The sequence below is a fragment of the Geodermatophilus sp. SYSU D01105 genome (assembly GCF_054050095.1).
On sequence record NZ_JBJGYR010000004.1, the window covers coordinates 89,868 to 113,167 of the forward strand.

Below are 23,300 nucleotides of genomic sequence, written 5' to 3' on the forward strand. Positions count from 1 at the left end.
GCCACTCGCACGCTCGCGGCAGGTCCCTGCAGGGGCCGGCCGGTTCAGCCGGTCTGACCGGTGTCGGCGTGCGCGGCGCCCACCGGCTTGGACTCCGGCGAGCCCCGCTGGCGGAGGTAGACGGCGAAGATCGCCATGGACCCGACCGCGAGCATCTCCGACTGCCAGTTCTGGAACGACCGGTTCCAGAAGTCGGCCTCGCCGAGGTAGCCGACCCAGCTGACCGGGTCCTGCTTCTCGGCGAGCTGCTCGGAGTTGAAGGCCGCCCACCCGGCGACCGACGAGGCGCCCCAGGTGAGCAGGAAGAGCACGCCCATCAGGACGCCCAGGGAGCGGGAGAACAGCGTCGTCCGCCAGCCGCCGGTCCGTGCCCACGCCGGGGAGTCCGCACCGGCGTGCTCGCCGAGCAGCTGCTCCCGGTCGGACTCGACGCCCTCCTGTCCGGGCTCCTTCGACTCCGACGACCCCCGCTGGACCAGCCAGACGGTGGCGAAGACGTAGAGGAAGAACTGCAGGTACTCCGACTGCCAGTTCTCCATGACGTCGACGCCGAAGGACGACGAGGTGACGTAGTCGAGGAACGAGACGGTCGGCAGCCCGTTGGCGACCTGCTGGGCGTTGAAGTCGGCCGTTCCGGAGACCGCCTGGCCGACGAGGGTGACCAGGAACAGCGCGCCGAAGGCCAGGCTCAGCGCGTTGGCTCGCAGGAAGCCGTAGCGGTCGGGCGCGCTCATCGGCCCATCAGCCCCAGCGCGGTCACGTACACGATCCCGAGCGCGATCACGACCAGGAAGCCGACGAAGACCCCTCGGACGCCGTTCACGGCCCCTCCACCTCGCAGTCGTAGGGGGCCTCGCCCCGGGGCCGGCAGGCCGCGGCGGTGACCCGCCACCCGGCGTCGGTCTCGGTGAGGAAGACGGTGTCGCCGCTGAGCCGGACCTGCGCGTTCCTGCTCCAGACCTCGACCGCCTCCACGGTGCGGCCCTGCAGCGGGATCTGGTCGAGTGCGTCCGCGCAGGGCGCGGACTCCTCGGACTCCAGTGCGGCTCGCGTCGCGGGCGCCAGCAGCTCGCACCGCTGTTCCGGGTCCCCGGAGGCGTCCTCGAACGCCCGGGCCACCGTGGTCACGTCGTCGGTCCCCAGGCTCGCGCAGCCGCTCAGCAGCGTGGCGGCCGCGAGCCCCGCGGCGACCGCCAGCCTCCTCGTCGGCGAGGTCGGCACCGGCGCCTCCTGTCTGCCCCATCCGCGTCCGGCGGTCGCTGGCCGGACCGAGCGCCTACCCCCGCCCGCCGCCCCGCCAAACGATCACCACCCGTCCGGGGGAACGGGGGGTTGCCCGGAGCCGGACGGCGCCGCTGCGCGGTCGGGCTACCGTGGCGGCGTGGCGCGGGTGGCGGTGGTCGGCGCCGGCATGGGGTCGCTGGCCGCGGCGGCCCGGCTCGCCGCCCTCGGCCACGCGGTGACCGTGCACGAGCAGGCGCCGGAGGTCGGCGGCAAGCTCGGCTGGTACGCCCGCGACGGGCACGGCTTCGACACCGGCCCGAGCCTGGTGACGCTCCCCTCGGTGTACCGCGACCTGTTCGCCGCCACCGGCGGGCCGCTCGAGGACGCCGTCGACCTGGTGCGCCTCGATCCCGCCGTCGCCTACCGCTTCGCCGACGGGACGACGCTGCGGGTACCCGGCCGGCTCGGCGACGTGCCGGACGCCCTCGCCGCCGCCCTCGGCCCGGGCGCCGCTGCCCAGTGGTCCGCGCTGCTGGCACGGGCCGAGGCGATGTGGCGGGTCACCGAGCAGCCGTTCCTGCGCTCGCCGCTGGCCGGTGCGGCCACCCTCGCGCGCCTGGCCCGCAGCGCCTCCCACGTCGGCACCGTCGCGCCGTGGCGGACGCTGCGCGGCCTCGGGACGACGTACCTGCGGGACCCGCGGCTGCGCACCCTCCTCGACCGGTACGCCACCTACTCCGGCTCCGACCCGCGGCGGGCACCCGCGGTGCTGGCCACCGTCCCGTACGTGGAGCAGGCGTTCGGCTCCTGGTACGTGCGGGGCGGACTGCGCCGGCTGGCCGAGGCGGTCGCGGCGCGGGCGGTCGAGCGGGGGGCCGTCGTCCGCACGGGGTGCGCGGTCGAGCGGGTGCTGGTGGAGGGCGGCCGCGCGGCCGGGGTGCGCCTCACCGGTGGGGAGGTGGTCCCGGCCGACGTCGTGGTCTCCGGTGCCGACGCCGCCGGGCTGTACGCCGACCTCCTGCCGCCCTCCCCCGCGACCCGCCGGGTCCGCCGCGGACTCGCCCGCGGCACCCCCTCGCTGTCGGGCTTCGTGCTGCTGCTGGCGCTGCGCGGGCGCACGCCCGGGCTGGCCCACCACACCGTCCTGTTCCCCGAGGACTACGACGCCGAGTTCGACGCGGTCTTCGGCGTCGGCTCGTGCCGCGGGACGCCGCGGCCGGTCGCCGACCCGACCGTCTACGTCAGCGCGCCCGACGACCCCGCCACCCGCCCGGACGACGACAGCGAGTCGTGGTTCGTCCTGGTGAACGCACCGCGCCACGACCCCGCCGCCGGCGTCGACTGGGACGCGCCTGGCCTCGCCGACCGCTACGCCACGCGCGTGCTGGAGGTGCTGGCCCGCCGCGGGCTGGACGTCCGCGACCGGGTGCGCTGGTGCGCCGTCCGGACGCCGGCCGACCTCGAGCGCGACACCCGCAGCGTCGGCGGGTCCATCTACGGGACGTCGAGCAACGGAACGCGCGCGGCGTTCCTGCGTCCCGGCAACGCCGGGCCGGTGCCCGGCCTGTTCCTCGTCGGAGGGTCCTCGCACCCGGGTGGCGGCCTGCCGCTGGTGGCGCTGTCGGCCGAGATCGTCGCGGGCCTGGTCGGTCCGGCGTGAGCGCGCCGGGTGGGGCCCCTCGGCCGCAGGATGGCGAGGTGGCCGACGTCGTTGCCCGTGCCCGCGACCTGGCGGCGGACCTGCTCGCACCCGCAGCCGCCGCGGTCGAGGCCGCCGAGGCCGTTCCCCGCGCCCACCTCGACGCGCTGGCCGACGCGGGGCTGTACGGGCTGACCGGCCCCGCGGAGACAGGCGGCCTGGCCGCCGACCTCGACACGGTCGCCGCCGTCGTCGAGGAGCTCGCGGCCGGGGACCTGGCGACCACCTTCGTGTGGCTTCAGCACCTGGGTGTGGTCGGCCGCCTCGCGGCGGCGGGGGCGCCGACGCTGCGGGAGGAGTTCCTCCCCGACCTGTGCACCGGGCGGCGCCGGGCCGGGATCGCGCTGCAGGCGGCCCTGCGGCCGGGACCGCCCGCGGTCACGCTGCGGAGGGACCGCGGCGAGCTGGTGCTGGACGGTGCCGTGCCGTGGGTGAGCGGCTGGGGCCTGGTGGACCTGCTCCTCGTGGCCGCGCGGGACGGCGAGGACGTGGCGTTCGTCCTGGTCGACGCCCATCCCAGCGCCACCCTGGCGACGATGCCGTACCGCATGGCGGCGGTGCAGGCGAGCTGCACCGTGCAGGTGGCGCTGACCGGGCACCGGGTGCCGGCCGACCGCACGGTGGACACGGCCCCACTGGCGGTCCTGCTGGCCCGGGACGCGGCGGGGTTGCGCCTCAACGGCTCGCTGGCACTCGGGCTGGCCCTCCGCTGCGCGCGCCTGGTCGGGCCTTCCCCGCTGGACGACGAGTTGGCCACGACCCGCGCGCACCTCGACGCGGCCGGCCCCGAGCAACTCCCTGCCGCGCGGGCCGCGGCGGCGGCGCTCGCCCACCGTGCGGCGGGCGTGCTCGCGGTGGCCACGGGCAGCCGCACCGTGCTCCGAGGCAGCACAGCCGAGCGCACGGCGCGGGAGGCGGTGTTCCTGCTCGTCTTCGGTTCGCGCCCGGCGATCAAGGAGGAACTGCTCGCCCGACTCGGAGCCACGAGGTCGGCCTCCTGAGAGCCGCCGCCCCGTGCGCGGCACGTCGAACGTGCGGACGTGCCGGCGGATCCCCGGGCTCGGGTCAGAACGGTGGTGGATGGTCGTCCTGCGGTGGCGGCTGGGTCGGTGACTCGCCCGCTGCCGGTGGTCCGGGCACCGGCTCTCGCATCCCGGGTGGTCGCGTCGTCCGGGTGACCCCGGACGGTGTGGTGACCTGCAGGACGCCGTCCTCGGTCATGACGAAGGACCAGCCGGGGGCGAGGGTCTTGAGCCGGTGGTGACTGCGGCACAGGCAGCAGAGGTTGGCGCACCTGGTCTCCCCGCCGCAGGAGTGCGGGACGACGTGGTCGAGGTCGGCCCAGCCGGCGCGCTGGCCGCAGTTGGGGAATCGGCAGGCGCGGTCGCGGGTGTCGACGAACACGCGCTGGAGGTCGGTCGGTTCGTAGGCGTCGGTGGGCGGCGGCGGGCCCAGGACGGGGCAACCGCAGTCGGGGTCGTGGTGCTCGGGGCACCTGCGGCGCGCCAGCCCTTTCAGCTGCGCCGTGGTGGCCGTGGCGAGCAGTCGCCCGTCGGAGTCACTGATCGCCAGGCTCAGCGACCCGCACTCGGGAGCCCGCAACCCCAGGGCGCCGACCTGCACGAGCAGCTCGCGGACGTGGGCGGCGGTGATCGGCTGTCCGTTCACCTCACCGGGCCGGCTGGACTCCCCGGCGAGCGAGGGCAGCGGGACGGTGACGCGGAGATGGGCGGTGACCCCCGGCCGGCCGGTGTCCCACGGCCGCCGGATCAGGTCCGCCAGCACGGCCGCGCGCAGTTCGCCGATGGCCCGCCGGTCGCCGTCGGCCTTGAGCATCCCGGCCAGCTGGTCGACGACGTCGAAGCACTCCGCCGACACCGGCGTGGGCAGCTCGGCGGCGAGGGTGGACATGCCCTCCAGGTGCGAGGGGTGGCTGCGCACGTCCGCCTGCCGCTGAGCGCTCTCGCGCCGCTGGTCGACCGCGTCGGCATCACGCTCCAGGAGCAGGGCCAGCGCGCGTGTCCTCAGCCGTCCCAGCGACAGCTCGGAGGCGACGGGGAGCAACAGTGCCTCGATCGACCGGGCGACCTCCGGCGAGGTGTGGCCCAGCACGTCGGCGAGGACCTTGGCGCGGGGTTCGTCCAGGGCGCCCTCGGCCAGCGCCGCCCGGGTGGCGGGCAGGTGCTCCCGGTAGGTCCACGCGCGGGTCGCCAGGTGCGAAGCGGTCCCCCGGCCGCAGCTGAGCACCACCGCGAGTTCGGGGGTGAAGAACTCCGACACCCCGGGCAGCTCGGCGTCCGGGGCCCACGAGCCCCTCCTCGCGCCGGGGTGCCCCGGCGGTGGGTCCAGGGTGTCGGGGGTGTCGTCGGCCAGCCCCATGACCAGCTCGGCCTCGTACGCGGCGCACATCGCCCTGGCCCGCTGCACCCGCTGCAGTTCGGCGGCCTTCTGCGACCTCGTCAGCGCCGACACGGGCAGCCGCTGCCCCAGGAGGGGCCGGTCGCCGAACCAGGCGACCAGCAGCCCCTCCAGGGGAGACTGCCGCAGAGCCGTCGCCGTCATGGGTCGAACTCACGTTCGAGGTACGACAGTTCTCGGCGGGCTGCCGGGCGCCCGCTCTCGAACGTCCGCGGTCGGGCGTCAGCTGCGGGCGGCGCCGTAGCCGAGCAGCGCGGCCAGGCCGAGGGCGCTGCGCGGCGAGTAGGCGGTCCGCCACAGGCCGCCGTGGGCGGCGGCCGCGGCCTCGTCCTGCCACGGGTGCTCCCGCGCCGGGCCGCCCCCGGTGTGCAGGTCGTGCACGAGCAGCGCGGCCATGAGCACGTTGGACGTCGCGGGCTCGAACACCTCGACGCCGAACCGGTGCGCCCCGGCGTAGGCCGCCGCCAGTGCCCGGTTCTTGACCACCGAGCGGGTGCGCGTCGGCGGCGCCACGTTCATCGACACCGTCGCCCCCGCGGCGCGCGCGACCGTCGCCCGCCACCGCTGCAGCCGCTTGGCCAGCGCGTAGTTGGGGCCCTGCTGGGCGACGAGGCTGTCGGCGATCCCGGGCGCGGTGCCCGGCACGTAGGCCCGCTGCAGCAGCCGGCCGGCCGAGAGGGTGCGCAGCGGGCGGCCCAGCAGCTTCGCCGTCCGCGACCGGCCCGCGTAGGCGCGCACCGACTGCTCGACCGCCTCCGCGGGGACGGCGAACACGTCGGTCGGCGTCGCCAGGAAGGCCAGCGCCAGGTCGGGGCGGCCCGCCGCCAGCCGAGCGGTGAGCGCGTCGACGGCGACCGAGACCCGCACGTTGGTGGCGCCGTCGGCGTAGACGTAGTCGCCCAGCACCGGCCGGCCGGGCAGCCCGGCGACCCACTCGGCGACGGCCGGCACCTCCGTGATGAGGTCCGCGCCGGCCCCGGCGGCGACCGGTGCACCCTCCGCGGCGGCCGGGAGCAGCAGGGTGCCCGCACCGCGCCGGGCGGTGTCGAGCACCCGTTCCCACAGCGGCGCGCGCGGCAGGTCGACACCGGCCACGCGCGCACCCCAGCGGAGCAACGCGGTCAGCGGCCCCATCTCGGCGCCGGCACCGAGCACGACGACGGTGGTGTCCGGCAGCGCGAGCCACCCCGGGTTGGCCACCACCGTGCGCACCGCCTCGGCACACGAGGGCTCGACCACGCCCGCCTCGACCCAGGTGTCCAGCTGCCGCAGCAGGGCGTCGCCACGCAGCCGCCGGCCGTGGAAGGGCAGGGACAGCTCCTCCTCCGGCTCCGCGGTGCCGCGCACCTCGGCCGTGGCCAGGGCGCGTCCGGCCGGCGCGGTGGCGAGCGTGTCCAGGCCCGTCTCGGCGCCGCCGGGCCCGGCCACCCGCATGCGGGCGTGCAGCGAGGTGAGGCCGCCGTCGGCGATGGCCAGCGCGGCCTCGCGCGAGGTCAGCCCCGCCTCGACCAGCCGGCGGAAGTGGGTCAGGTACCCGGCCCGCCAGTTGGTCTCCCGCTCGGCCGCCGCCGCGCCGGTCGGGTCGACCGGGCGCAGCGCGTCGGCGACGACGGCCCGCCCCAGGGCCGCGGTGCTGCGCCGCCCGTCCGGCCCGGCCGGGAAGACGACGCCGCTCTGCTCGCCGGCCGTCATCAGTCGGCGGTCATCGGGGCGTCGACCGGCGCGCCCGCCTCCAGCCAGCGCAGCAGCGTGCGGGCACCGAAGCCGGTGCCGCCCTTGACGATCTCCGCATCGTCCGAGCCGGCGCGCGCGGGGCCGGCGACGTCGAGGTGGGCCCAGGGCAGGTCGCCGGCGAACGGCCGCAGGAACAGCGCCGCGGTCGTGCCGCCCGGGTTGCCCGGCGCGTTGTTGGCGTCGGCGACGGTGCTCTCCAGCAGGTCGGCGTACTCCTCGGCCAGGGGCATCCGCCACACCGGCTCACCGGCGTGGCCCGCCGCGGTGCGCAGCGCGTCGGCCAGCCCGTCGGTGGTGGCGTAGAGGCCCGCGGTGCGGGTCCCCAGCGCGACCTTCATCGCCCCGGTCAGCGTGGCGACGTCGACCAGCACGGTGGCGCCCAGGTGCAGCCGGGCGTGGGCCAGCCCGTCGGCGAGCACCATGCGGCCCTCGGCGTCGGTGTTCAGCACCTCCGTCGTCCGCCCGCCGACGTGCCGGACGACGTCGGCCGGCCGGTAGGAGGACCCCGACACGGCGTTCTCCGCGGCCGGGACGACGGCGGTCACGGCGACCGGGAGCTCCAGCCGCGCGGCGGCGTCGAGCACGGCCAGCATGGCGGCGCCGCCGGCCATGTCGGTCTTCATCTCCCGCATGCCCGCGTTGGGCTTGATCGACAGGCCACCGGTGTCGAAGGTGATGCCCTTGCCGACCAGGACGGGGTGGGCGGACCCCGCGGCCGGCGGGCGGTAGCTCGCCACGACCAGTCGCGGCGGGGTCGCCGAGCCGCCGCCGACGGCGAGGACGCCGCCGAAGCCGCCGGCGCGGAGCTCCTCGGGGCCGAGCACGGTGACGGTGACGTGCCGCAGCCCGGCCAGCCGGGTGAGCGCCTGCTCGGCCAGCCAGGCGGGGTTCTTGGTGTTGCTGGGCGTGTTGATCAAGTCGCGGGCCCAGGCGACCGCCCGGCCGCCGATCTCGCCCGCGCGGGCGGCCGCGGCCACGGCGGGGTCCCCCGCGTCGGCGGCCACGACGGTGACCGTCGCCAGCCGCAGCGGGTGCGGTGTGGAGGTCTCGCGGAACCGGTAGCCGGCCAGCAGCGCGGCCTCGACGGCGGCGCGCACCTCCTCCGCGCCGGCGGGCGCGGCGGCGTCGTCGACCGGCAGCACCAGGCGGGTGGCGCCGTGCTCGGCGAGGGCCTGCGCCCGGCGGACGGCGGCCCCCACGTAGCTGCGCAGGTCGGGCAGCGTCGCGTCCCCGACCCCGACCGCGACCACGCTGCGCGGGCGCCGGCCGGGCACCGGAAGGACGGTGTGCGTCCCCGGCCGGCCGGTGGTGCCGGTGTCGCGGAGGGCGCCGGCGAGCAGCTCGGTGTCGACCGGCGCGCCGGGCACGGAGAGCCAGCCGGGCAGCGCGCCGCCGGTCCCGACCGGCACGGCCAGGACGTCGTCCTCCCCCAGCACAGGGAGGGATGCCAGGACCTCGACCCGCGGCAACGGCGCGGCCCCGGCCGCCGGCGTGCTGCCGGCGACCGGGGCCGCGTCGCCCTGCGCGGGGCTGCCCGGGGGCAGCTGCGCTGCGGTGTTCAGCTGGTCGCGCCCTTCAGTGCCTCGGAGAGAGCCGCGGCCTCGTCGGGCGACAGCTCGACGACCAGGCGGCCGCCGCCTTCGAGCGGTACGCGCATGACCAGGCCGCGCCCCTCCTTGGTGACCTCCAGGGGACCTTCACCCGTGCGCGGCTTCATGGCCGCCATGCGTGCCTCCTTCATCGGCCACCCGCAACCTCGGCTAGCTGCGGTGTGGCGTCTCGTCGATGCCGTGAGCTCCGCTCCCCATGATCCCGTATCCGGCGCTCAGGTCCAACACGAGCCCCCTTCAGGTGAAGGACGTCGCACTCCCCACCCCTCGTGGGCTCGGCGCGGGACCCGGGACGGGGCCCGCCGAAGAGGAGCTACGCCACGCCGGCCCGGAAGCAGTCGGCCACGTGGTCGTCGACCATCCCGGTGGCCTGCATGAGGGCGTAGGCCGTCGTCGGACCCACGAAGACGAAGCCGCGGCGCTTGAGCTCCTTGGCCATCGCCGCCGACTCCGGGCTCGTCGCCGGGACGTCGGCGAGCGTGGCCGGCCGGGGCCGCGGCGCGGTGGGGGCGAACGACCAGAGCAGCTCGGAGAGCCCCTCGGGCACCCGTTGCGCGGCCCGCGCGTTGGCGATCGCCGCCCGGACCTTGGCCCGGTTGCGCACGATGCCCGCGTCGGCCATCAGCCGCGCCTCGTCCTCGTCGGTGAACTCGGCCACAGCGTCGATGGCGAACCCGGCGAAGGCCGCCCGGAACGCCGGGCGCTTGCGCAGGATGGTGATCCAGGACAGGCCCGACTGGAACGCCTCGAGGCAGAGCCGCTCGAACAGCGCGTCGTCCCCGTGCAGCGGGGTGCCCCACTCCTCGTCGTGGTAGGTGACGTACTCGGGGGTGCTGTCGGCCCATGCACACCGGATCCGGTCCACGGCGCGGAACGCTAGCCCGGCGCACCGACAGCCCTACGGTCGTCGGCGTGACGGCGACCGCGACCTCCCCGGCCCCGGTCGCGGCGCGCCCCCGCGCGGCCCTGCGTCCGCTGGCCGCGCTGGCCGCTGCCGTGGTGCTGCTCCTGGTCGCCGTCGCCGGCCGGTACGGCCCCCACCGCGACGAGCTGTACTTCCTGCGGGCCGGCCGGGAGGCGGCGTTCGGGTACGTCGACCAGCCGCCGCTGACCCCGCTGCTGGCCGCGGCGGTGGACGCGCTCGCCCCCGGCTCGTTGGTCGCCCTCCGGGTGCCGGCGGCGCTGGCGGCCGGGGGCGTCGTCGTCCTCACCGGTCTGCTCGCCCGGGAGTTCGGCGGCGGCCGAGCGGCGCAGCTGCTCGCCGCGGCGGCCATGGCGGTGTCGGCCTTCCTGCTGGTCGTGGGGCACATGCTCTCGACGTCGACGCTGGACCTGCTGGCCTGGACGGGGCTGTCCTGGCTGCTGGTGCGGGCACTGCGCGACGGCGGGCGGGTCTGGCTGGTCACCGGGGCGGTCGCCGGCCTGGCGCTGCTCAACAAGGTGCAGCCGGCCTTCCTGCTGGCCGCGGTGCTGGTCGGCGTGCTGGTCGTGGGACCGCGGTCGGCCCTGCGGTCCCCCTGGCCCTGGCTGGGTGGCGCGCTGGCGCTGGCCGTCTGGTCGCCGAACCTGGCCTGGCAGGCGGTCAACGGCTGGCCCCAGCTGGAGCTGGCCGAGGCGATCGCCGCCGGCAGCTCGGGGACCAGCGAGCCCTGGTACCTGTTCCTGCCCTTCCAGCTGGTCCTGGTCAGCCCGCTGCTCGTGCCGGTGTGGGTCGCCGGCTGGGTGCGGCTGGTCCGGGACCCGGCGCTGCGGCCGTGGCGGGCCTTCGCCGTCGCCTACGTCGTCCTCGCGGTGGTGTTCGTGGCGACCGGCGGCAAGCCCTACTACCTGGCCGGGCTCTACCCGTTGCTGCTGGCCGCCGGCGCGGGCCCGGTGGTGGCGTGGGTGCGCGCCGGCACCGGCCGGCTGCGCGCCGCCGCCGTGGGCGCCGCGCTGGCGCTGAGCCTGCTCGTCGACGGCGTGCTGATGCTGCCGGTGGTCCCGGTCGACCGGCTGGCCGACACCCCCGTGGTGGACGTCAACTACGACGCCGGGGAGACCGTCGGCTGGCCGGCGTTCGCCGCGGCGGTGCAGCGGGCCCGCGACCGGCTCCCGGCCGGCGAGCAGGTCGCCGTCCTCACCCGCAACTACGGCGAGGCCGGCGCGGTGGACCGCTACGCGCCACGGCTCGGCCCCGCCCACAGCGGACACAACGCCTACTGGGACTGGGGGCCGCCGCCGGAGACGGTGACCTCGGTGGTCGCCGTCGGGTTCCCGGAGGACGAGCTCGCGCGCTGGTTCGGCCGGGTGGAGCCGGCCGGGCGGGTCGACAACGGCGTCGGGCTGGACAACGACGAGCAGGGCGTGCCCATCCGCCTCGCCACCGACCGACGGGTGCCGTGGTCGCAGATCTGGCCGCAGCTGCGCCGGCTGGGCTGACCCCCGCGCGGGTCAGGGGACGGCGGCGTCGACGTCGGGGAGCTCGGATCGCTGCCGGCGTACCGGGGAGCGCCGGGTGGCCAGCACGCAGCCGGCGACCACCAGCGGCAGGCCGGCCGCCAGGCCGAGGGTGAACGGCTCGTCGAGCAGCAGGACGCCGAGCAGCACCGCCACCGCCGGGTTGAGGAAGGTGATGACCAGCGCCCGCTGCGGGCCGACCTCCCGGATCAGCGCGAAGAACAGCGCCAGCGCGACGGCGGTGCACAGCACGCCGAGGGTGACCAGTGCCCCCAGCGCCCGCCCCGGCGCGCGCGCCACCTCGTCCAGCTGCGGCACGGCGAAGGGCAGGTAGACGACCGCGGTCACGGTCAGCGCGATCGCGCTCGCCGCGACACCGGGGACGTCGGGCAGCGCCCGGCTCACGATGAGGGGCGCGGTGGCGTAACCGACGACGACCAGGGCCACGGCCAGCACCGGCAGCAGGGCGATCCCCTCGACGTCGAGCCCCAGCAGGACGGCGATGCCCACGACGCCCAGCCCCATGCCGGCCAGGCGCACCCGGCCGAGCCGCTCCTCCTCGCCCGACAGGCGCCCGGCCAGGGCCGCGACGAACGGCACGCCGGCCACCAGCAGCCCGGTGAGCGAGCTGGACAGCGTCTGCTCGGCGTAGGACAGCAGCAGCCAGGGCCCGGTCATCTCCAGGACCGTGAACAGGAGCAGCGCCCTCCAGTGCCGCAGCGCGGGGCGCAGCTGGCCCCGGGCGACCGTCCACGGCAGCAGCAGGGCGGCGCCGAGGACGCAGCGGACGGCGACGACGACGACCGGCGACACCTCCTCGACCGCCACCTTGATGAGCAGGTACGGGATCCCCCAGATGACCGACATGGCGAGGAACAGCGCCCAGCCCCGTCGGCTCATCGCTGTCCGCGTGCCACGCTGCACGACCTCACGGCGGACATCCTGCCCGACCCCCCTGACGTCCTACGGTGGGTGCGTGTCGCAGTACGGGACGTTCGTCGTGTTCGCGACCGTGCTCGTCCTCGTGCCGGGCGCGGACTTCGCCGTGGTCGTCAAGAACACCCTCGCAGGTGGACGGCGGCGCGGCGCGTGGGCGGCCGGAGGCGTCACCGCGTCCAACGTCGTGCAGGGCGCCGCCGCCGCGACCGGTCTGGGCGCGCTGGTCGTGCGGGTCGAACCGCTGTTCCAGACCATCCGCTGGCTCGGCATCGCCTACCTCGCGTGGCTCGGCGTGCAGGCACTGCGCTCCGCCGTCCGTGGCCGCTACCCGGAGCTGCCCGCCGGCGAGCGGCTCCCCGGTCAGGCGCTGGCCGGCTGGCGGCAGGGCTTCCTCTCCAACATCACCAACCCGAAGGTGCTGGCCTTCTACCTCGCGGTGCTGCCGCAGTTCCTCGGCCCGGGCACCCCGGTGCCGGTGCTGGCGGCCTACGCGCTCACCCACGCCGTCCTGGGGCTGGCCTGGCTGCTGCTGCTCGTGGCGGGGCTGGACCGCGCCCGGGCGCTGCTCGCCCGCCGGCCGGTCCGCCGCGGGCTGGACGCGCTGACCGGCGTCGCCCTGCTGGGCTTCGGCGCCCGGCTGGCCACCGAGCGCGCCTGAGCGCGGGTTTCCGCACCCGGCGAGCGGGCACGGGTCGACGGTGACCGGTGCACCCCCCGTGCCCGGCCGGCGGCTGACGGCCTCGGGGCTGCTGGTCGGCGCCGGCCTGATGGGTGCGGTCGACGAGATCGTCTTCCACCAGCTGCTGCACTGGCACCACCTCTACGACCGGGCCGGCGGTGCGGTCGGGCTGGTCTCCGACGGGGTCCTGCACGCGCTGACCCTCTCGGCGGTGGTCGCGGGGCTCGCGCTGACCGCCGACCTGCGCCGCCGCGGCGCGTTCGACCGGGGGCGCTGGTGGGCGCTGGTCCTGCTCGGCGCCGGTGGCTTCCAGCTGTGGGACGGCGTGGTCGACCACAAGCTGCTGCGGCTGCACCAGGTCCGCTACGGCGTGGACCTCACCGGCTACGACCTCGCGTGGAACGCCGGGGCGGTGCTCCTGCTGCTCGCCGGGGCGGTCCTGCTGCTGCGCGCCCGTCGCCGGCCGGCCCGGTGACCGCGCTCGCCGTCGCGCTGGCCGCCGGCGCGGTGTACGTGGCGGCCGGCTGGCGGTGCCGGTCGCCGTGGCCGCTGGCCCGGACGGCGTCCTGGCTGCTCGGCGGAGCCGCGGCCGTCGTCGGCGCGGCACTGGCCGGTGCCCACGGCGACCTGCGCACCCACATGGCCGGGCACCTGCTGCTCGGGATGCTCGCCCCGCTGCTCCTGGTGCTGGCCGCGCCGGTCACCCTGGCCCTGCGGGCGCTGCCGGTGACCGGGGCCCGGCGGCTGACGCGGGCACTGCGCACGCCGGTGCCGCGCTGGGCGACCGACCCGCTGGTCGCCGTCCCCCTGCACGCCGCGGGGCTGTGGGTGCTGTACGGCACCGGCCTGCACACCGCCGCCGCGCACCGGCCCGGACTGGCGGCGGCGGTGTCGCTGCACCTGCTGGTCAGCGGCTACCTGGCGACCGCGTCCGTGCTCGCCGTCGACCCCGCGCCGCACCCGCGGGGGGTGGGGGTCCGCGCGGGCGCGCTGGCTGCCGGCACCGCCGCCCACGACGTCCTGGCGAGGTGGCTCTACGCGTACCCGCCGGCCGGGGTGCTGCACGGCGCGGAGGGTGCGCAGCTCATGAACGACGGCGGCACGGTCGTGACCCTCGCCGTCGCCGCGGTGCTGTGGCGGCGCTGGTACGTCAGGCGTGCCGCCGCCCGCGCGGCCGGGCGCCCCGCGGGAGCGGCTCCCGCGCCAGCATGAGGGCGTGCAGACCGCCGACCGCTTCGCCGCCCTCGTCGACGCCCTCGCCGGCGAGCCCGACGTGACCCCGCCCGACACCGCCGGCCCGCGCCGCTTCGGCTCCGCAGCGCTGAAGGTCGACGGGGCGGCGTTCGCGATGGTCGTCCGGGACGCGGTGGTGCTCAAGCTGCCGGAGGCGCGGGTGTCCGGGCTGCTGGCCGACGGCCGGGGCGGCCCGTTCGGCACCGGCCGCGGCCGGCCCTACCGCGAGTGGGTCGCCCTCCCCGACGGGGAGCCGGCCACCGACCTGCCGCTGGCACGGGAGGCCCTGGAGTTCGCCCGCTCGCAGCGGGGATGACCACGCCGGGTCAGGCGACCGGCCAGGCCACCTCGAGGTGCGGCTCCCCCGGGTCGACGTCCCGGCCGGTCAGGTGGACCTCGGCGGGGCTGCCCGCCCGGCGCAGGCCGGCGGCGTCGCACCAGCGGGCCACGGCGTCGTAGGCGTCGAGGAGGCGCGGGAACTCCGCCTCGCCGCGCGCGAGCACGGTGACCGCTTCCCGGCCGGCGGGCTGCCGGCGCACGCGCAGGTCGGCCACCGGCTCGACCACTCCGGTGAAAGGGACGGCGACCTCGACCGGGCCGTCGCTGTCCTCGGTGACCATGCCGTGGTAGACGACCCGCAACGCGCCGGCACGGGCGGCTCCCGAGGCGTCGAGGTGCGCCTCGATCGCCTCCCGGGCGGTGGTGATGACGGCGTCGAGCCCGTCGACGGTGGTGGTCCGCCGGGTGCTCAGCAGGGTGAGCTCGTCGGTGGTGCGCAGCGCGACGTCGTGCACGGTGTCCTCCAGGGTGTCGGGCCCGCCGGCCAGCCGGCGGTGCAGGTGGGTCACGAGCTCCCGCCGCCGGGCGAGGTCGGCCTCGACGCCGTCCCACCAGCGGTCGACGGCGGCGAGGCGGTCGGCCGGGGGCAGGTCGAGCACCGCCCGCACGTGCGCCAGCGGCATGCCGGCCTGCCGCAGCAGCCCGATCAGCCGGGCCCGCTCCACCTGTGCCGGGGCGTACCAGCGGTAGCCGGTCCGGGCGTCGGTCCGGTCCGGCGCGAGCAGGCCCTGCGCGCCGTACAACCGCAGGGCCTTGGGCGACAGGCGGGTGCGGGAGAGGAACTCCCCGGCCCGCAGCAGGTGCTCGTCCACACCGGCAGCCTGCGGCCGGCCCCTGGGGCGGGGTCAAGCCGGGCGCTCAGACGTCTCCGGCGAGGTAGGCGCGGCGCCGGTCGGGCGGGTACCGCTCGATCGCGTAGCGCAGCATGGTGCGCGGCATGCGGCGGTAGCGCGGTGCCAGGAACTGCTCGGCCACCGCCCGGTCGCGGTTGCCGACCTCGCGCAGCATCCACCCGACGGCCTTGTGCACCAGGTCGTGCGGATCGTCCAGCAACCGGTCGGCCAGGTGCAGCGTCGGCCCGAACCGCCCGGCACGGACGGCGGCGAACGTGGCCATCACGGCGATCCGGCGGTCCCACACCGACGCCGACGCCGCCAGCTCGTCCAGGACGGCGGGCTCGACCTCGCCCAGCAGGTACGGCGCCGAGGCGTCGACCAGGTCCCAGTTGTCCACGTGCGCCCGGCACCGCAGGTAGAGGTCGACGACCTCCCGGCGCCCGGCGGCGTCGGCCCGGCCGAACCGCTCGACCAGCACGAACAGCGCGGTCAGCCGCTCCTCGTGCAGCGGGCTGCGGAGCAGGGCCTCGACGTCGGCCAGGGACGTCGTCGCCGCGTGCCGGCGGGCGACCCGCCGCTGCACCGGGACGGCGATGCCGAGGAAGCGGTCCCCCTCGCCGACCCGCCCGGCCGCGCCTGGAAGTAGCGGGCCATCCCCTCGGCGCGTCCCGGGTCGGCCGCCGCGGCCAGCTCGCCGCGGATCGCCGCCCCGGTCATCCCGGGTGGTGGGCAGCGAAGGCGGCGAACCGGCGCAGCGACCGGCGCACGCCGACGACCGCGAACGGCCGCACCAGCGGCCAGCCGAGCCGCCCCAGCAGGCCGAACGGGAGCCACAGCCGCTCGGTCCAGGTGAGGGTGGCGTGCTGCCCGCGCGGGGCCACCTCGAAGATGCCCGGCCCGCGGACGATCCGCCCGGTGTGCTGCACCACGGCGCGCCGGGGCGGGTCCCACTCGGTGATCACCATGGTGTCCACCACGCCCAGGTGCCGGCCGCGCCGCCAGGGGATGCCGGTCCGCGCCACGAGCCGGCCGCCGACCCCGGTGGCCTCGCCGTCCACGGTGGCGACGTCGGTGAGCAGCATCCACTCGCCCTGCCGGGTCCAGTCCGTGAGCGCGGCCCACACCCGCTCGGGCGGGGCGTCGACGTCGACGGTCTCGGTCAGCTCAGGCATCGGCGTGCGCTCCGTTCGCTGCAGTGGAGGGCGGTGGCGCGTCGTCCCCCTGCGCGGAGACCGACTCCAGCCGGGACCGCAGCGCGGCCAGCTCCGCGTCGCGCTCCTCGAGGGTCTGCGCGAGCTGTTCGAGCAGCCAGTCCACCTCGGTCATCCGGTAGCCGCGCGCGGTCACCGAGATCCGCAGTCCGCGCACGTCCTCCGCGGTCACCGGCCGGTCGTCGGGCAGCTCGACCGGTGAGCGGTCGAGGTCTGCGGGTGGCTGCGTCTCACCCCGGCCGAGCAGCAGCGCGCCGGCGAGGAACACCAGCGCACCGACCACCAGGACGGTGAGGACGAAGACGGCGGCGGAGACCACGGGGCGGTGACCTCAGGCGTCGCTGGGGGCGTTGTCGACCGGTGCGGCGCGCATGCCGCCGAGCTCCTCGCCGGCCCGGCGGGCCGCCTCGGCCTCCTGGATGACCCGCACGACCTCGTCGACGTCGTCGGTGACCGTGAACAGGTCCAGGTCGGTCTCCTTGATGGTCGCGGCCGGGACCATCGTGTCGCGGATCCAGCCGACCAGGCCCGACCAGTACTCGCTGCCGTAGAGGACCACGGGGAAGCGGGTCACCTTGCGCGTCTGCACGAGGGTGAGCGCCTCGAACAGCTCGTCGAGGGTGCCGAACCCGCCGGGCAGGATGACGAAGGCCTGCGCGTACTTCACGAACATCGTCTTGCGGACGAAGAAGTAGCGGAACGCGATGCCGACGTCGACCCACTCGTTGAGCTCCTGCTCGAACGGCAGCTCGATGCCCAGCCCCACCGACAGCCCGCCGGACTCCGACGCCCCCCGGTTGGCCGCCTCCATCGCGCCGGGGCCGCCGCCGGTGATCACCGCGTAGCCGGCCCGGGCCAGCGCGGCCCCGATCTCGACCCCGGCGGCGTAGTGCGGCGAGTCGCGCGGCGTGCGGGCGCTGCCGAAGACGCTCACCGCGCGCGGCAGCTCCGACAACAGGCCGAAGCCCTCGACGAACTCGCTCTGGATCCGCAGCACCCGCCACGGGTCGGTGTGCACCCAGTCGGTCGGGCCACGCCGGTCCAGCAGCCGCTGGTCGGTCGTCGTCCCCTGGGTCCGCGGGTCGGGCTCCCCGCCCCGCAGCATGATCGGCCCGCGGTGGCGGGTCGGGCGGGGACGGCGTCCCCCGTTGGACTCGACGGTCATGGTGGGAGCTCCTCAGGGAGTCGAGAGGTAGGCGACCAGCGCGTCCTCGGCCGGCTGCAGGCGGTCGACGACGACGTGTTCCTCGCGGGTGTGGGCCAGCTGCGGGTCCCCCGGGCCGTAGTTGACGGCGGGGATGCCGAAGGCGGCGAACCGGGCGACGTCGGTCCAGCCGAGCTTGGCCCGCGCCGGCCGGCCGACGGCCGCGACGAAGGCCGCCGCGGCGGGCTCGGACAGGCCCGGCAGCGCACCGCCGGCGTTGTCGACGACGGTGAGGGTGGCCCCGGCCGCGACCGCGTCGGCGAAGACCTCGCGGACGTGCGCCTCGGCGGCGTCCTCGTCGCGGTCGGGGGCGTAGCGGAAGTTCACCGTCACCGCGCAGGCGTCGGGGATGACGTTGCCCGCCACACCGCCCTCGACCCGGACGGCGTTGAGCCCCTCCCGGTAGGTGCAGCCGTCGATCTCGACCTCGCGGGGCCGGTAGTCGGCGAGGGTGGCGAGGATGCCCGCGGCGCCGTGGATCGCGTTGACACCCAGCCAGCTCCGCGCGCTGTGCGCCCGCCGGCCCGGCACCTCGAGCACCGCCCGCAGCGTGCCCTGGCAGCCGGCCTCGATCTCGCCGTCGGTCGGCTCGAGCAGGATCGCGAGGTCGCCGTAGAGCCAGCCCCGGCGCTCCCGGGCGACCCGGCCGAGGCCGTTCTTGACCGCCTCGACCTCCTCGTTGTCGTAGAAGACGAAGGTGAGGTCGTGCGCCGGCGCGGCGCCGGGGACGCCGAACCGGCCGGCCAGCCGCAGCATGACCGCGTCGCCGGCCTTCATGTCGCTGGTGCCGCAGCCGTACAGCCGCCCGTCCTCGACCCGGCTGGGGAGGTTGTCGGCGATCGGCACGGTGTCCAGGTGGCCGGCGAGGACCACCCGGCTGGGCCGGTCCAGGCTGGTCCGGGCCAGGACGGCGTCCCCGACCCGCTCGACCTCCAGGCCGCCGAGCGCGCGCAGCGCGGCCTCGACCGCGTCGGCCAGCGCCGCCTCGTCCCCCGACACCGACGGCGTGTCCACGAGCGCGCGGGTGAGGGAGAGGACGTCGGCGGACAGGTCGAGCGCGGGCAGGTCACTCACGGCCACCGAGCCTACGGGCGGCGTGGTGGGCGGGCCGCCGCAGCGCGCCACGTAGCCGGATGGTTCCGCACCGTTCACCCCCAGGTGCGTCCCCGCCGCCGACCGGGTGCGGCTGCGTGCTGGGTAGCGTCGTCCCCGTGACGAACGCCGCCCCGCTCTCCGCCGTCGCTGCCGGCCTGGCCACCGTGACCCCCTCCGGCACGGTGCTCGACACGTGGTACCCCGAGCCCCGCCTGGGCGCCCCCGAGGGCTCGGTCGCCGGTACCACCCGCCTGGGCGCGCTGGAGCTCTCCGGCGAGCTGGGCCCCGACTACGGCGGCCTGGTGCGCAGCGACGAGGCCCGCGGGGTGGAGGTGATCGCCGTCCGCACCGTGATCCCGGACCTGTCCGCCCCGCCGGTCGACACCCACGACGTCTGGCTGCGCCTGCACCTGCTGTCGCACCGGCTGATCCGCCCGCACGGCGCCGACATGACCGGCGTCTTCGGGCTGCTCACCAACGTCGCGTGGACCAGTGCCGGCCCGGTCGAGGCGGCCTCGTTCAACGCGCACCGGCTGCGCGCGGCCCACGGCCAGGTGACCGTGTACGGCGTCGACAAGTTCCCGCGGATGGTCGACTACGTCATCCCCTCCGGCGTGCGGATCGCCGACGGCGACCGGGTGCGGCTGGGCGCCCACCTCGCCGAGGGGACGACGGTCATGCACGAGGGCTTCGTCAACTTCAACGCCGGGACGCTCGGCCCGTCGATGGTCGAGGGCCGGATCAGCGCCGGCGTCGTCGTCGGGGCCGACAGCGACATCGGCGGCGGCGCCTCGATCATGGGCACCCTCTCCGGCGGCGGGAAGCAGGTCATCTCGATCGGGTCGGGGTGCCTGCTCGGTGCCAACGCCGGCATCGGGATCTCCCTCGGCGACAGGTGCGTCATCGAGGCCGGTTGCTACGTGACCGCCGGCTCGCGGGTGACCCTGCCCGACGGTTCCGTGGTGAAGGCCGCGGAGCTCTCCGGGCGCGACGGGTTGCTGTTCCGCCGCAACTCGGTCTCCGGCGCGCTGGAGGCGCTCCCCCGGGACGGCGACTGGGGCGCCCTCAACGCCGAGCTCCACAAGAACTGAGCGGACCCCGCCACCGGCAGACCGGCCGCGCTCAGCCGATGTCGCCGGGGCCGGGGGTCTCCGGCGTGTTGGACGGCGCGGCCGCCGGGGAGCTCAGGTGCTCCAGCAGCGCCACCACGAACTCCTGCGGGCGCTCGACGTGCGGCGAGTGGCCCACGCCGGGGAACACCACCTCGCGGTAGGCGCCGCCGTCGGCCGCGTAGCGGTCGAGGACGGCGCGGGTCTGGGTGACCATCGGCTGCGGCGGGCAGACCTCCTCGCCCGGCCAGCCCGGCACCGCGCCCAGGGCGCCGAGCTGCGCCAGGTCGAACAGCGAGGCGTCGGAGACGATCGCGTCGGCGTCCCCGCGGATCCACAGCACCGGGGGCTTGTCGGGCAGGTCCACGATCCCCGAGAGGTCGAACACCGTCGGCGCCATCGTGTTCAGCACGCCGCGCGAGCCCGGCGCCACCCCGGGCCAGGTCGGGCTGGTGGCGGCGTCGCCCGGGTAGTGGTCCTCACCGGTGCGGGTGCTGTTCATGGCCGTGACGAAGACGTCCTCGAGCTGGGGGTCCAGCGGCAGGGACCCCGGCGCGACGTAGAACCCGCGCAGGATCGACCGCGGGCTGGTCGGCTCGTCGGCCGTGGTGTCCCCGGCGGCGAGGGCGGCGACGAACGCCGGGTTGGCCGCCCCGGCGCCGGCGCCCGCCCCGTCCTCGGACAGCCGCCGTCCCTCCGGGCCCGCCGTGCCGCCGAACCCGTACGGGGAGACCGGCGCGACCAGCGCCACCGAGGCGACCCGCTCGGGGGCGTCCAGCAGGTACTGCAGGACGACGCCGGCCCCCATGCTCCAGCCGACCAGGTGCACCCGGTCGAGCCCCAGCGTCTCGACCAGCGCAGCGAGGTCGTCGGCCCAGTCGCGCACCCCGCGGCGGGCGTCGATCGGGAGCGGGTCGGTGTCGCCGTAGCCCCGCAGGTCGACCGCGATCGGCTTGACGCGGCCCGTCTCGGCCAGCGCGAGCAGCGGCTGCTGCCAGAACAGCGACGAGCTCACGTTGCCGTGCACGAACAGCACCGTCTCGCCCGGGCCGGCCAGGTCCACGCCGTCGGGGTGCAGCACGTTCTGGGTCAGCCGCGGGGTCGGCACGCGCGTGGCGGTGGTGCCGGGCAGCAGGGCGTCACTCATCGGGTCTCCTCACGGGGCGTCGGCGCGCCGACACGCTAGCGACGGACACCTCGCCGCGACACCACCGCGTGTCCAGGATCGGCACCTACAGTCGACCAGATGACCAGCGGGCGGAGCGGGACGGTGCAGCGGTCGCCGGCGGCCCGCCGCCCGGCCGCGGCCCGGCGGCCGACCCGGCGCCCCTCGTCGGGACGGCGGCCCTCCCGGGAACGGCGTCCGGCGTCGGCGGGGCGCGCCCCGGCCCGTGGCGGACGCGGCCGGACGGCGGCCTCCTGGGCCTGGCTCGCGGCGCTGCTCGCCGTGATCGTGCTCGTCGCCCTGTCGGCGACCGCCGGCGACGAGGACGCCCCCATGGCGACCGCCGAGTGCCGGCTGCCCGCGACCGGCCTCACGCTCACCGGCGAGCAGGTCGCCAACGCCCGGACGATCGCGCAGGTCGGGTACGACCGCGGCCTGCCCCAGCGGGCCGTGGTCATCGCCCTGGCCACGGCCATGCAGGAGTCGGCCCTGCGCAACCTCGACTACGGCGACCGCGACTCCCTCGGCCTGTTCCAGCAGCGCCCGTCGCAGGGCTGGGGCACACCGGCGCAGGTGCAGGACCCGGTCTACGCGGCCGGCAAGTTCTACGACGGCCTGGTACAGGTGCCCGGGTGGGAGACCCGCCGACTGACCGACGCGGCGCAGCTGGTCCAGCGCAGCGGCTTCCCCGAGGCGTACCAGAAGCACGAGGGCATGGCCGTCGAGCTCGCGGGCGCGCTGGGCGTCGACGACCTGACCTGCGGCTGAGGCTCCCGCCACCGGGCGCCCCCGGCGCTCAGCCCGCCAGGCGCTCCACCGCGGCGGCGATCCGGTCGTCGGTGGCGGTCAGCGCCATCCGCACGTGCCGCGCCCCCGCCGGGCCGTAGAAGACGCCCGGGGCGGCGACGATCCCCAGCCCGGCCAGCCAGTCGATCGTCGTCCAGCAGTCCTCGTCCCGGCTGACCCAGAGGTAGAGCCCGGCCTCGGAGTGGTCGATGCGGGCACCGGCCTCGCGGACCGCTGCGGCCAGCTGCTCGCGACGGGCGCGGTAGCGCTCCCGCTGCTCGTCGACGTGCGCGTCGTCGGCCAGCCCGGCGGTCATGGCGGCCTGGACGGGGGTGGGCACGAGCAGCCCGAGGTGGCGGCGGACCTCCCACACCGTGCGCACCAGCGCCGGGTCGCCCGACAGGAGCCCGGCCCGGTACCCCGCCGCCGTGGACTGCTTGGACAGCGAGTGCACGGCCAGCAGGCCGGTGTGGTCGGGCCCGGCGACCTCGGGGTGCAGGATCGACCGCGGCGTGACGTCCCAGCCCAGCGTGACGTAGCACTCGTCGGCGACCACCGGGATGCCGTGCGCCCGGCCCCACTCCACCCAGGCGCGCAGCCGCTCGTCGGGGAGCACCCGCCCGTGCGGGTTCCCCGGCGAGTTCAGCCAGGCGAGCACGATGCCGGTCGCGTCGTCCGGCGGCGTGTCGGTGCGCCGCACGGCCAGGCCGGCCAGCACCGCGCCCACCTCGTAGGTGGGGTAGGCGACCTCGGGGACGACGACGCTCCCACCGCCGCGCAGGCCCAGCATCGTGGGCAGCAGCGCGACCAGCTCCTTGGAGCCGATGGTCGGGATCACCGACGGGTCGGCGCCCAGCGGGTCGGCCAGGTGGACGCCCAGCCGGCGCCGCAGCCACTCCGCCGCGGCCGTGCGCAGGTCGGCGGTGCCCAGCGCGGTCGGGTAGCCCGGGGCGTTGCCCGCACCGGCCAGCGCCGCCGCGAGCACCTCAGGGGTGTCGTCGACCGGCGTCCCGATGGAGAGGTCCACGACGCCGCCGGGGTGCCGGGCCGCCTTGGCCCGCGCACCGGCCAGTGAGTCCCAGGGGAAGTCCGGCAGCCGGCCGGCCGCCGTCCCCTCGACGGTGGTCGTCAGTGCCCTTCCGCCTGGGGCGGCAGCGCGGCCACGAGCGGGTGGTCCTTGGCGATCTTGCCGGTCTTCGCGGCGCCGCCGGGGCTGCCCAGGTCGGAGAAGAACTCCACGTTGGCGTTGTAGAAGTCCTTCCACTTGTCCGGGACGTCGTCCTCGTAGTAGATGGCCTCCACCGGGCAGACGGGCTCGCAGGCACCGCAGTCGACGCACTCGTCGGGGTGGATGTAGAGCATCCGGTCGCCCTCGTAGATGCAGTCCACCGGGCACTCGTCGATGCACGCCTTGTCGAGGACGTCGACGCAGGGCTGGGTGATGACGTAGGTCACGGAGGTTCCCTCCCGGGGACGCGCAGGCAGTGACCGCCGGGCACGCCGGGGTCGTCGTTCGCGCGATCAGTATGGCCCGTCCCCCGGGCACCGAGCGCGACGGGTGGCCTGCCGGGCACCCCGCGGAG

Annotated in this window: 26 protein-coding genes; 9 read left to right on the forward strand and 17 right to left on the reverse strand. The window is 76.5% G+C overall.

Features of this window, described 5'->3' with window-relative positions; translation table 11 throughout:
- Positions 1 to 44 precede the first annotated feature (44 nt).
- The gene (locus ACI79I_RS04850; RefSeq protein WP_456991145.1) at positions 45 to 734 is read right to left on the reverse strand and encodes a DUF6766 family protein; all 690 of its coding nucleotides are present in this window, start codon (positions 732 to 734) and stop codon (positions 45 to 47) included.
- An 85-nt stretch (positions 735 to 819) separates the two neighbouring features.
- Positions 820 to 1,221 carry a hypothetical protein gene (locus ACI79I_RS04855; RefSeq protein WP_456991146.1) on the reverse strand — a complete coding sequence of 134 codons (402 nt, stop codon included), beginning with the start codon at positions 1,219 to 1,221 and terminating at the stop codon, positions 820 to 822.
- Between the two features lie 160 nt (positions 1,222 to 1,381).
- Between ACI79I_RS04855 and ACI79I_RS04860 the strand changes: the two genes are divergently transcribed.
- Both ACI79I_RS04860 and ACI79I_RS04865 read left to right on the forward strand, forming a co-directional pair.
- A complete protein-coding gene (locus tag ACI79I_RS04860; RefSeq protein WP_456991147.1) occupies positions 1,382 to 2,884 on the forward strand; it encodes a phytoene desaturase family protein in 1,503 nt (500 codons plus the stop codon).
- A gap of 38 nt (positions 2,885 to 2,922) precedes the next feature.
- The gene (locus ACI79I_RS04865) at positions 2,923 to 3,924 is read left to right on the forward strand and encodes an acyl-CoA dehydrogenase family protein (protein WP_456991148.1); all 1,002 of its coding nucleotides are present in this window, start codon (positions 2,923 to 2,925) and stop codon (positions 3,922 to 3,924) included.
- A gap of 64 nt (positions 3,925 to 3,988) precedes the next feature.
- Here ACI79I_RS04865 and ACI79I_RS04870 read toward each other — a convergent pair whose 3' ends face one another.
- The 5 genes from ACI79I_RS04870 to ACI79I_RS04890 all read right to left on the reverse strand — a co-directional run bounded on the left by ACI79I_RS04870 (position 3,989) and on the right by ACI79I_RS04890 (position 9,550).
- On the reverse strand, positions 3,989 to 5,485 hold the full coding sequence (locus ACI79I_RS04870; protein ID WP_456991149.1) for a DUF222 domain-containing protein: 1,497 nt from the start codon (positions 5,483 to 5,485) through the stop codon (positions 3,989 to 3,991).
- 78 nt (positions 5,486 to 5,563) lie between these two features.
- Positions 5,564 to 7,033: a hypothetical protein gene (locus tag ACI79I_RS04875; RefSeq protein ID WP_456991150.1), complete on the reverse strand. Its 1,470-nt coding sequence runs from the start codon at positions 7,031 to 7,033 to the stop codon at positions 5,564 to 5,566.
- Positions 7,033 to 8,511, reverse strand: coding sequence for a leucyl aminopeptidase family protein (locus ACI79I_RS04880; protein WP_456991151.1), 1,479 nt, complete (start codon positions 8,509 to 8,511; stop codon positions 7,033 to 7,035). The genes ACI79I_RS04875 and ACI79I_RS04880 overlap by 1 nt, the downstream gene beginning before the upstream one ends.
- 122 nt (positions 8,512 to 8,633) lie before the next feature.
- A complete protein-coding gene (locus ACI79I_RS04885) occupies positions 8,634 to 8,801 on the reverse strand; it encodes a DUF3117 domain-containing protein (RefSeq protein ID WP_012947303.1) in 168 nt (55 codons plus the stop codon).
- 197 nt (positions 8,802 to 8,998) lie between these two features.
- Positions 8,999 to 9,550, reverse strand: coding sequence for a DNA-3-methyladenine glycosylase I (locus ACI79I_RS04890; RefSeq protein ID WP_456991152.1), 552 nt, complete (start codon positions 9,548 to 9,550; stop codon positions 8,999 to 9,001).
- 47 nt (positions 9,551 to 9,597) lie between these two features.
- Here ACI79I_RS04890 and ACI79I_RS04895 point away from each other — a divergent pair, with 47 nt between their 5' ends.
- Entirely contained in the window at positions 9,598 to 11,103 is a 1,506-nt protein-coding gene (locus ACI79I_RS04895) for a glycosyltransferase family 39 protein (RefSeq protein WP_456991153.1), read from the forward strand.
- Positions 11,104 to 11,115: 12 nt separating this feature from the next.
- Here the strand turns inward: ACI79I_RS04895 and ACI79I_RS04900 are convergent, their stop codons facing one another.
- Positions 11,116 to 12,021: a DMT family transporter gene (locus tag ACI79I_RS04900; RefSeq protein ID WP_456991154.1), complete on the reverse strand. Its 906-nt coding sequence runs from the start codon at positions 12,019 to 12,021 to the stop codon at positions 11,116 to 11,118.
- Positions 12,022 to 12,097: 76 nt separating this feature from the next.
- Here ACI79I_RS04900 and ACI79I_RS04905 point away from each other — a divergent pair, with 76 nt between their 5' ends.
- From ACI79I_RS04905 to ACI79I_RS04920, 4 genes are read left to right on the forward strand one after another with little or no spacing between them, the layout of a single operon-like run.
- Positions 12,098 to 12,718 (forward strand): LysE family translocator, encoded by a 621-nt coding sequence (locus ACI79I_RS04905; RefSeq protein ID WP_456991155.1) that lies wholly within the window; start codon positions 12,098 to 12,100, stop codon positions 12,716 to 12,718.
- A gap of 40 nt (positions 12,719 to 12,758) precedes the next feature.
- Positions 12,759 to 13,214 (forward strand): DUF2243 domain-containing protein, encoded by a 456-nt coding sequence (locus tag ACI79I_RS04910; RefSeq protein WP_456991156.1) that lies wholly within the window; start codon positions 12,759 to 12,761, stop codon positions 13,212 to 13,214.
- Positions 13,211 to 13,951: a cytochrome c oxidase assembly protein gene (locus tag ACI79I_RS04915; RefSeq protein ID WP_456991157.1), complete on the forward strand. Its 741-nt coding sequence runs from the start codon at positions 13,211 to 13,213 to the stop codon at positions 13,949 to 13,951. Before ACI79I_RS04910 ends, ACI79I_RS04915 begins: the two co-directional genes overlap by 4 nt.
- 4 nt (positions 13,952 to 13,955) lie before the next feature.
- Positions 13,956 to 14,288, forward strand: a complete 333-nt coding sequence (locus ACI79I_RS04920) for a hypothetical protein (RefSeq protein ID WP_456991158.1) — start codon at positions 13,956 to 13,958, stop codon at positions 14,286 to 14,288.
- A 10-nt stretch (positions 14,289 to 14,298) separates the two neighbouring features.
- Here ACI79I_RS04920 and ACI79I_RS04925 read toward each other — a convergent pair whose 3' ends face one another.
- From ACI79I_RS04925 to dapE, 6 genes are read right to left on the reverse strand one after another with little or no spacing between them, the layout of a single operon-like run.
- Positions 14,299 to 15,123 (reverse strand): MerR family transcriptional regulator, encoded by an 825-nt coding sequence (locus ACI79I_RS04925; RefSeq protein WP_456991160.1) that lies wholly within the window; start codon positions 15,121 to 15,123, stop codon positions 14,299 to 14,301.
- A 46-nt stretch (positions 15,124 to 15,169) separates the two neighbouring features.
- On the reverse strand, positions 15,170 to 15,880 hold the full coding sequence (locus tag ACI79I_RS04930) for a DNA alkylation repair protein (protein ID WP_456991316.1): 711 nt from the start codon (positions 15,878 to 15,880) through the stop codon (positions 15,170 to 15,172).
- Positions 15,861 to 16,319, reverse strand: coding sequence for an SRPBCC family protein (locus tag ACI79I_RS04935; protein WP_456991161.1), 459 nt, complete (start codon positions 16,317 to 16,319; stop codon positions 15,861 to 15,863). Before ACI79I_RS04935 ends, ACI79I_RS04930 begins: the two co-directional genes overlap by 20 nt.
- Complete coding sequence (locus ACI79I_RS04940; protein WP_456991162.1) at positions 16,312 to 16,677, reverse strand: DivIVA domain-containing protein; 366 nt, start codon at positions 16,675 to 16,677, stop codon at positions 16,312 to 16,314. Before ACI79I_RS04940 ends, ACI79I_RS04935 begins: the two co-directional genes overlap by 8 nt.
- Before the next feature lie 12 nt (positions 16,678 to 16,689).
- A complete protein-coding gene (locus ACI79I_RS04945; protein ID WP_456991163.1) occupies positions 16,690 to 17,523 on the reverse strand; it encodes an LOG family protein in 834 nt (277 codons plus the stop codon).
- A gap of 12 nt (positions 17,524 to 17,535) precedes the next feature.
- The gene (gene dapE / locus ACI79I_RS04950; protein ID WP_456991164.1) at positions 17,536 to 18,636 is read right to left on the reverse strand and encodes a succinyl-diaminopimelate desuccinylase; all 1,101 of its coding nucleotides are present in this window, start codon (positions 18,634 to 18,636) and stop codon (positions 17,536 to 17,538) included.
- Between the two features lie 137 nt (positions 18,637 to 18,773).
- On the opposite strand from dapE, the gene dapD reads away from it, so the two are divergent.
- A complete protein-coding gene (dapD, locus tag ACI79I_RS04955) occupies positions 18,774 to 19,748 on the forward strand; it encodes a 2,3,4,5-tetrahydropyridine-2,6-dicarboxylate N-succinyltransferase (protein WP_456991165.1) in 975 nt (324 codons plus the stop codon).
- A 31-nt stretch (positions 19,749 to 19,779) separates the two neighbouring features.
- Here dapD and ACI79I_RS04960 read toward each other — a convergent pair whose 3' ends face one another.
- Entirely contained in the window at positions 19,780 to 20,913 is a 1,134-nt protein-coding gene (locus ACI79I_RS04960) for an alpha/beta fold hydrolase (RefSeq protein WP_456991166.1), read from the reverse strand.
- 99 nt (positions 20,914 to 21,012) lie between these two features.
- Here ACI79I_RS04960 and ACI79I_RS04965 point away from each other — a divergent pair, with 99 nt between their 5' ends.
- The gene (locus ACI79I_RS04965; RefSeq protein ID WP_456991167.1) at positions 21,013 to 21,699 is read left to right on the forward strand and encodes a hypothetical protein; all 687 of its coding nucleotides are present in this window, start codon (positions 21,013 to 21,015) and stop codon (positions 21,697 to 21,699) included.
- Positions 21,700 to 21,727: 28 nt separating this feature from the next.
- Here ACI79I_RS04965 and dapC read toward each other — a convergent pair whose 3' ends face one another.
- Together dapC and fdxA are read right to left on the reverse strand one after the other, a co-directional pair.
- Complete coding sequence (dapC, locus tag ACI79I_RS04970; RefSeq protein WP_456991317.1) at positions 21,728 to 22,849, reverse strand: succinyldiaminopimelate transaminase; 1,122 nt, start codon at positions 22,847 to 22,849, stop codon at positions 21,728 to 21,730.
- Complete coding sequence (fdxA, locus tag ACI79I_RS04975; protein WP_344689634.1) at positions 22,846 to 23,172, reverse strand: ferredoxin; 327 nt, start codon at positions 23,170 to 23,172, stop codon at positions 22,846 to 22,848. Before fdxA ends, dapC begins: the two co-directional genes overlap by 4 nt.
- Positions 23,173 to 23,300: the final 128 nt, after the last annotated feature.

Bases quoted from the DNA above. Each gene is read 5' to 3' on its own strand.
- ACI79I_RS04885 (WP_012947303.1), bottom strand. From the start codon at position 8,801: ATGGCGGCCATGAAGCCGCGCACGGGTGAAGGTCCCCTGGAGGTCACC.
- ACI79I_RS04960 (WP_456991166.1), bottom strand. From the start codon at position 20,913: ATGAGTGACGCCCTGCTGCCCGGCACCACCGCCACGCGCGTGCCGACC.
- ACI79I_RS04945 (WP_456991163.1), bottom strand. From the start codon at position 17,523: ATGACCGTCGAGTCCAACGGGGGACGCCGTCCCCGCCCGACCCGCCAC.
- ACI79I_RS04935 (WP_456991161.1), bottom strand. From the start codon at position 16,319: ATGCCTGAGCTGACCGAGACCGTCGACGTCGACGCCCCGCCCGAGCGG.
- ACI79I_RS04850 (WP_456991145.1), bottom strand. From the start codon at position 734: ATGAGCGCGCCCGACCGCTACGGCTTCCTGCGAGCCAACGCGCTGAGC.
- ACI79I_RS04870 (WP_456991149.1), bottom strand. From the start codon at position 5,485: ATGACGGCGACGGCTCTGCGGCAGTCTCCCCTGGAGGGGCTGCTGGTC.
- ACI79I_RS04965 (WP_456991167.1), top strand. From the start codon at position 21,013: ATGACCAGCGGGCGGAGCGGGACGGTGCAGCGGTCGCCGGCGGCCCGC.
- ACI79I_RS04875 (WP_456991150.1), bottom strand. From the start codon at position 7,033: ATGACGGCCGGCGAGCAGAGCGGCGTCGTCTTCCCGGCCGGGCCGGAC.
- ACI79I_RS04900 (WP_456991154.1), bottom strand. From the start codon at position 12,021: ATGAGCCGACGGGGCTGGGCGCTGTTCCTCGCCATGTCGGTCATCTGG.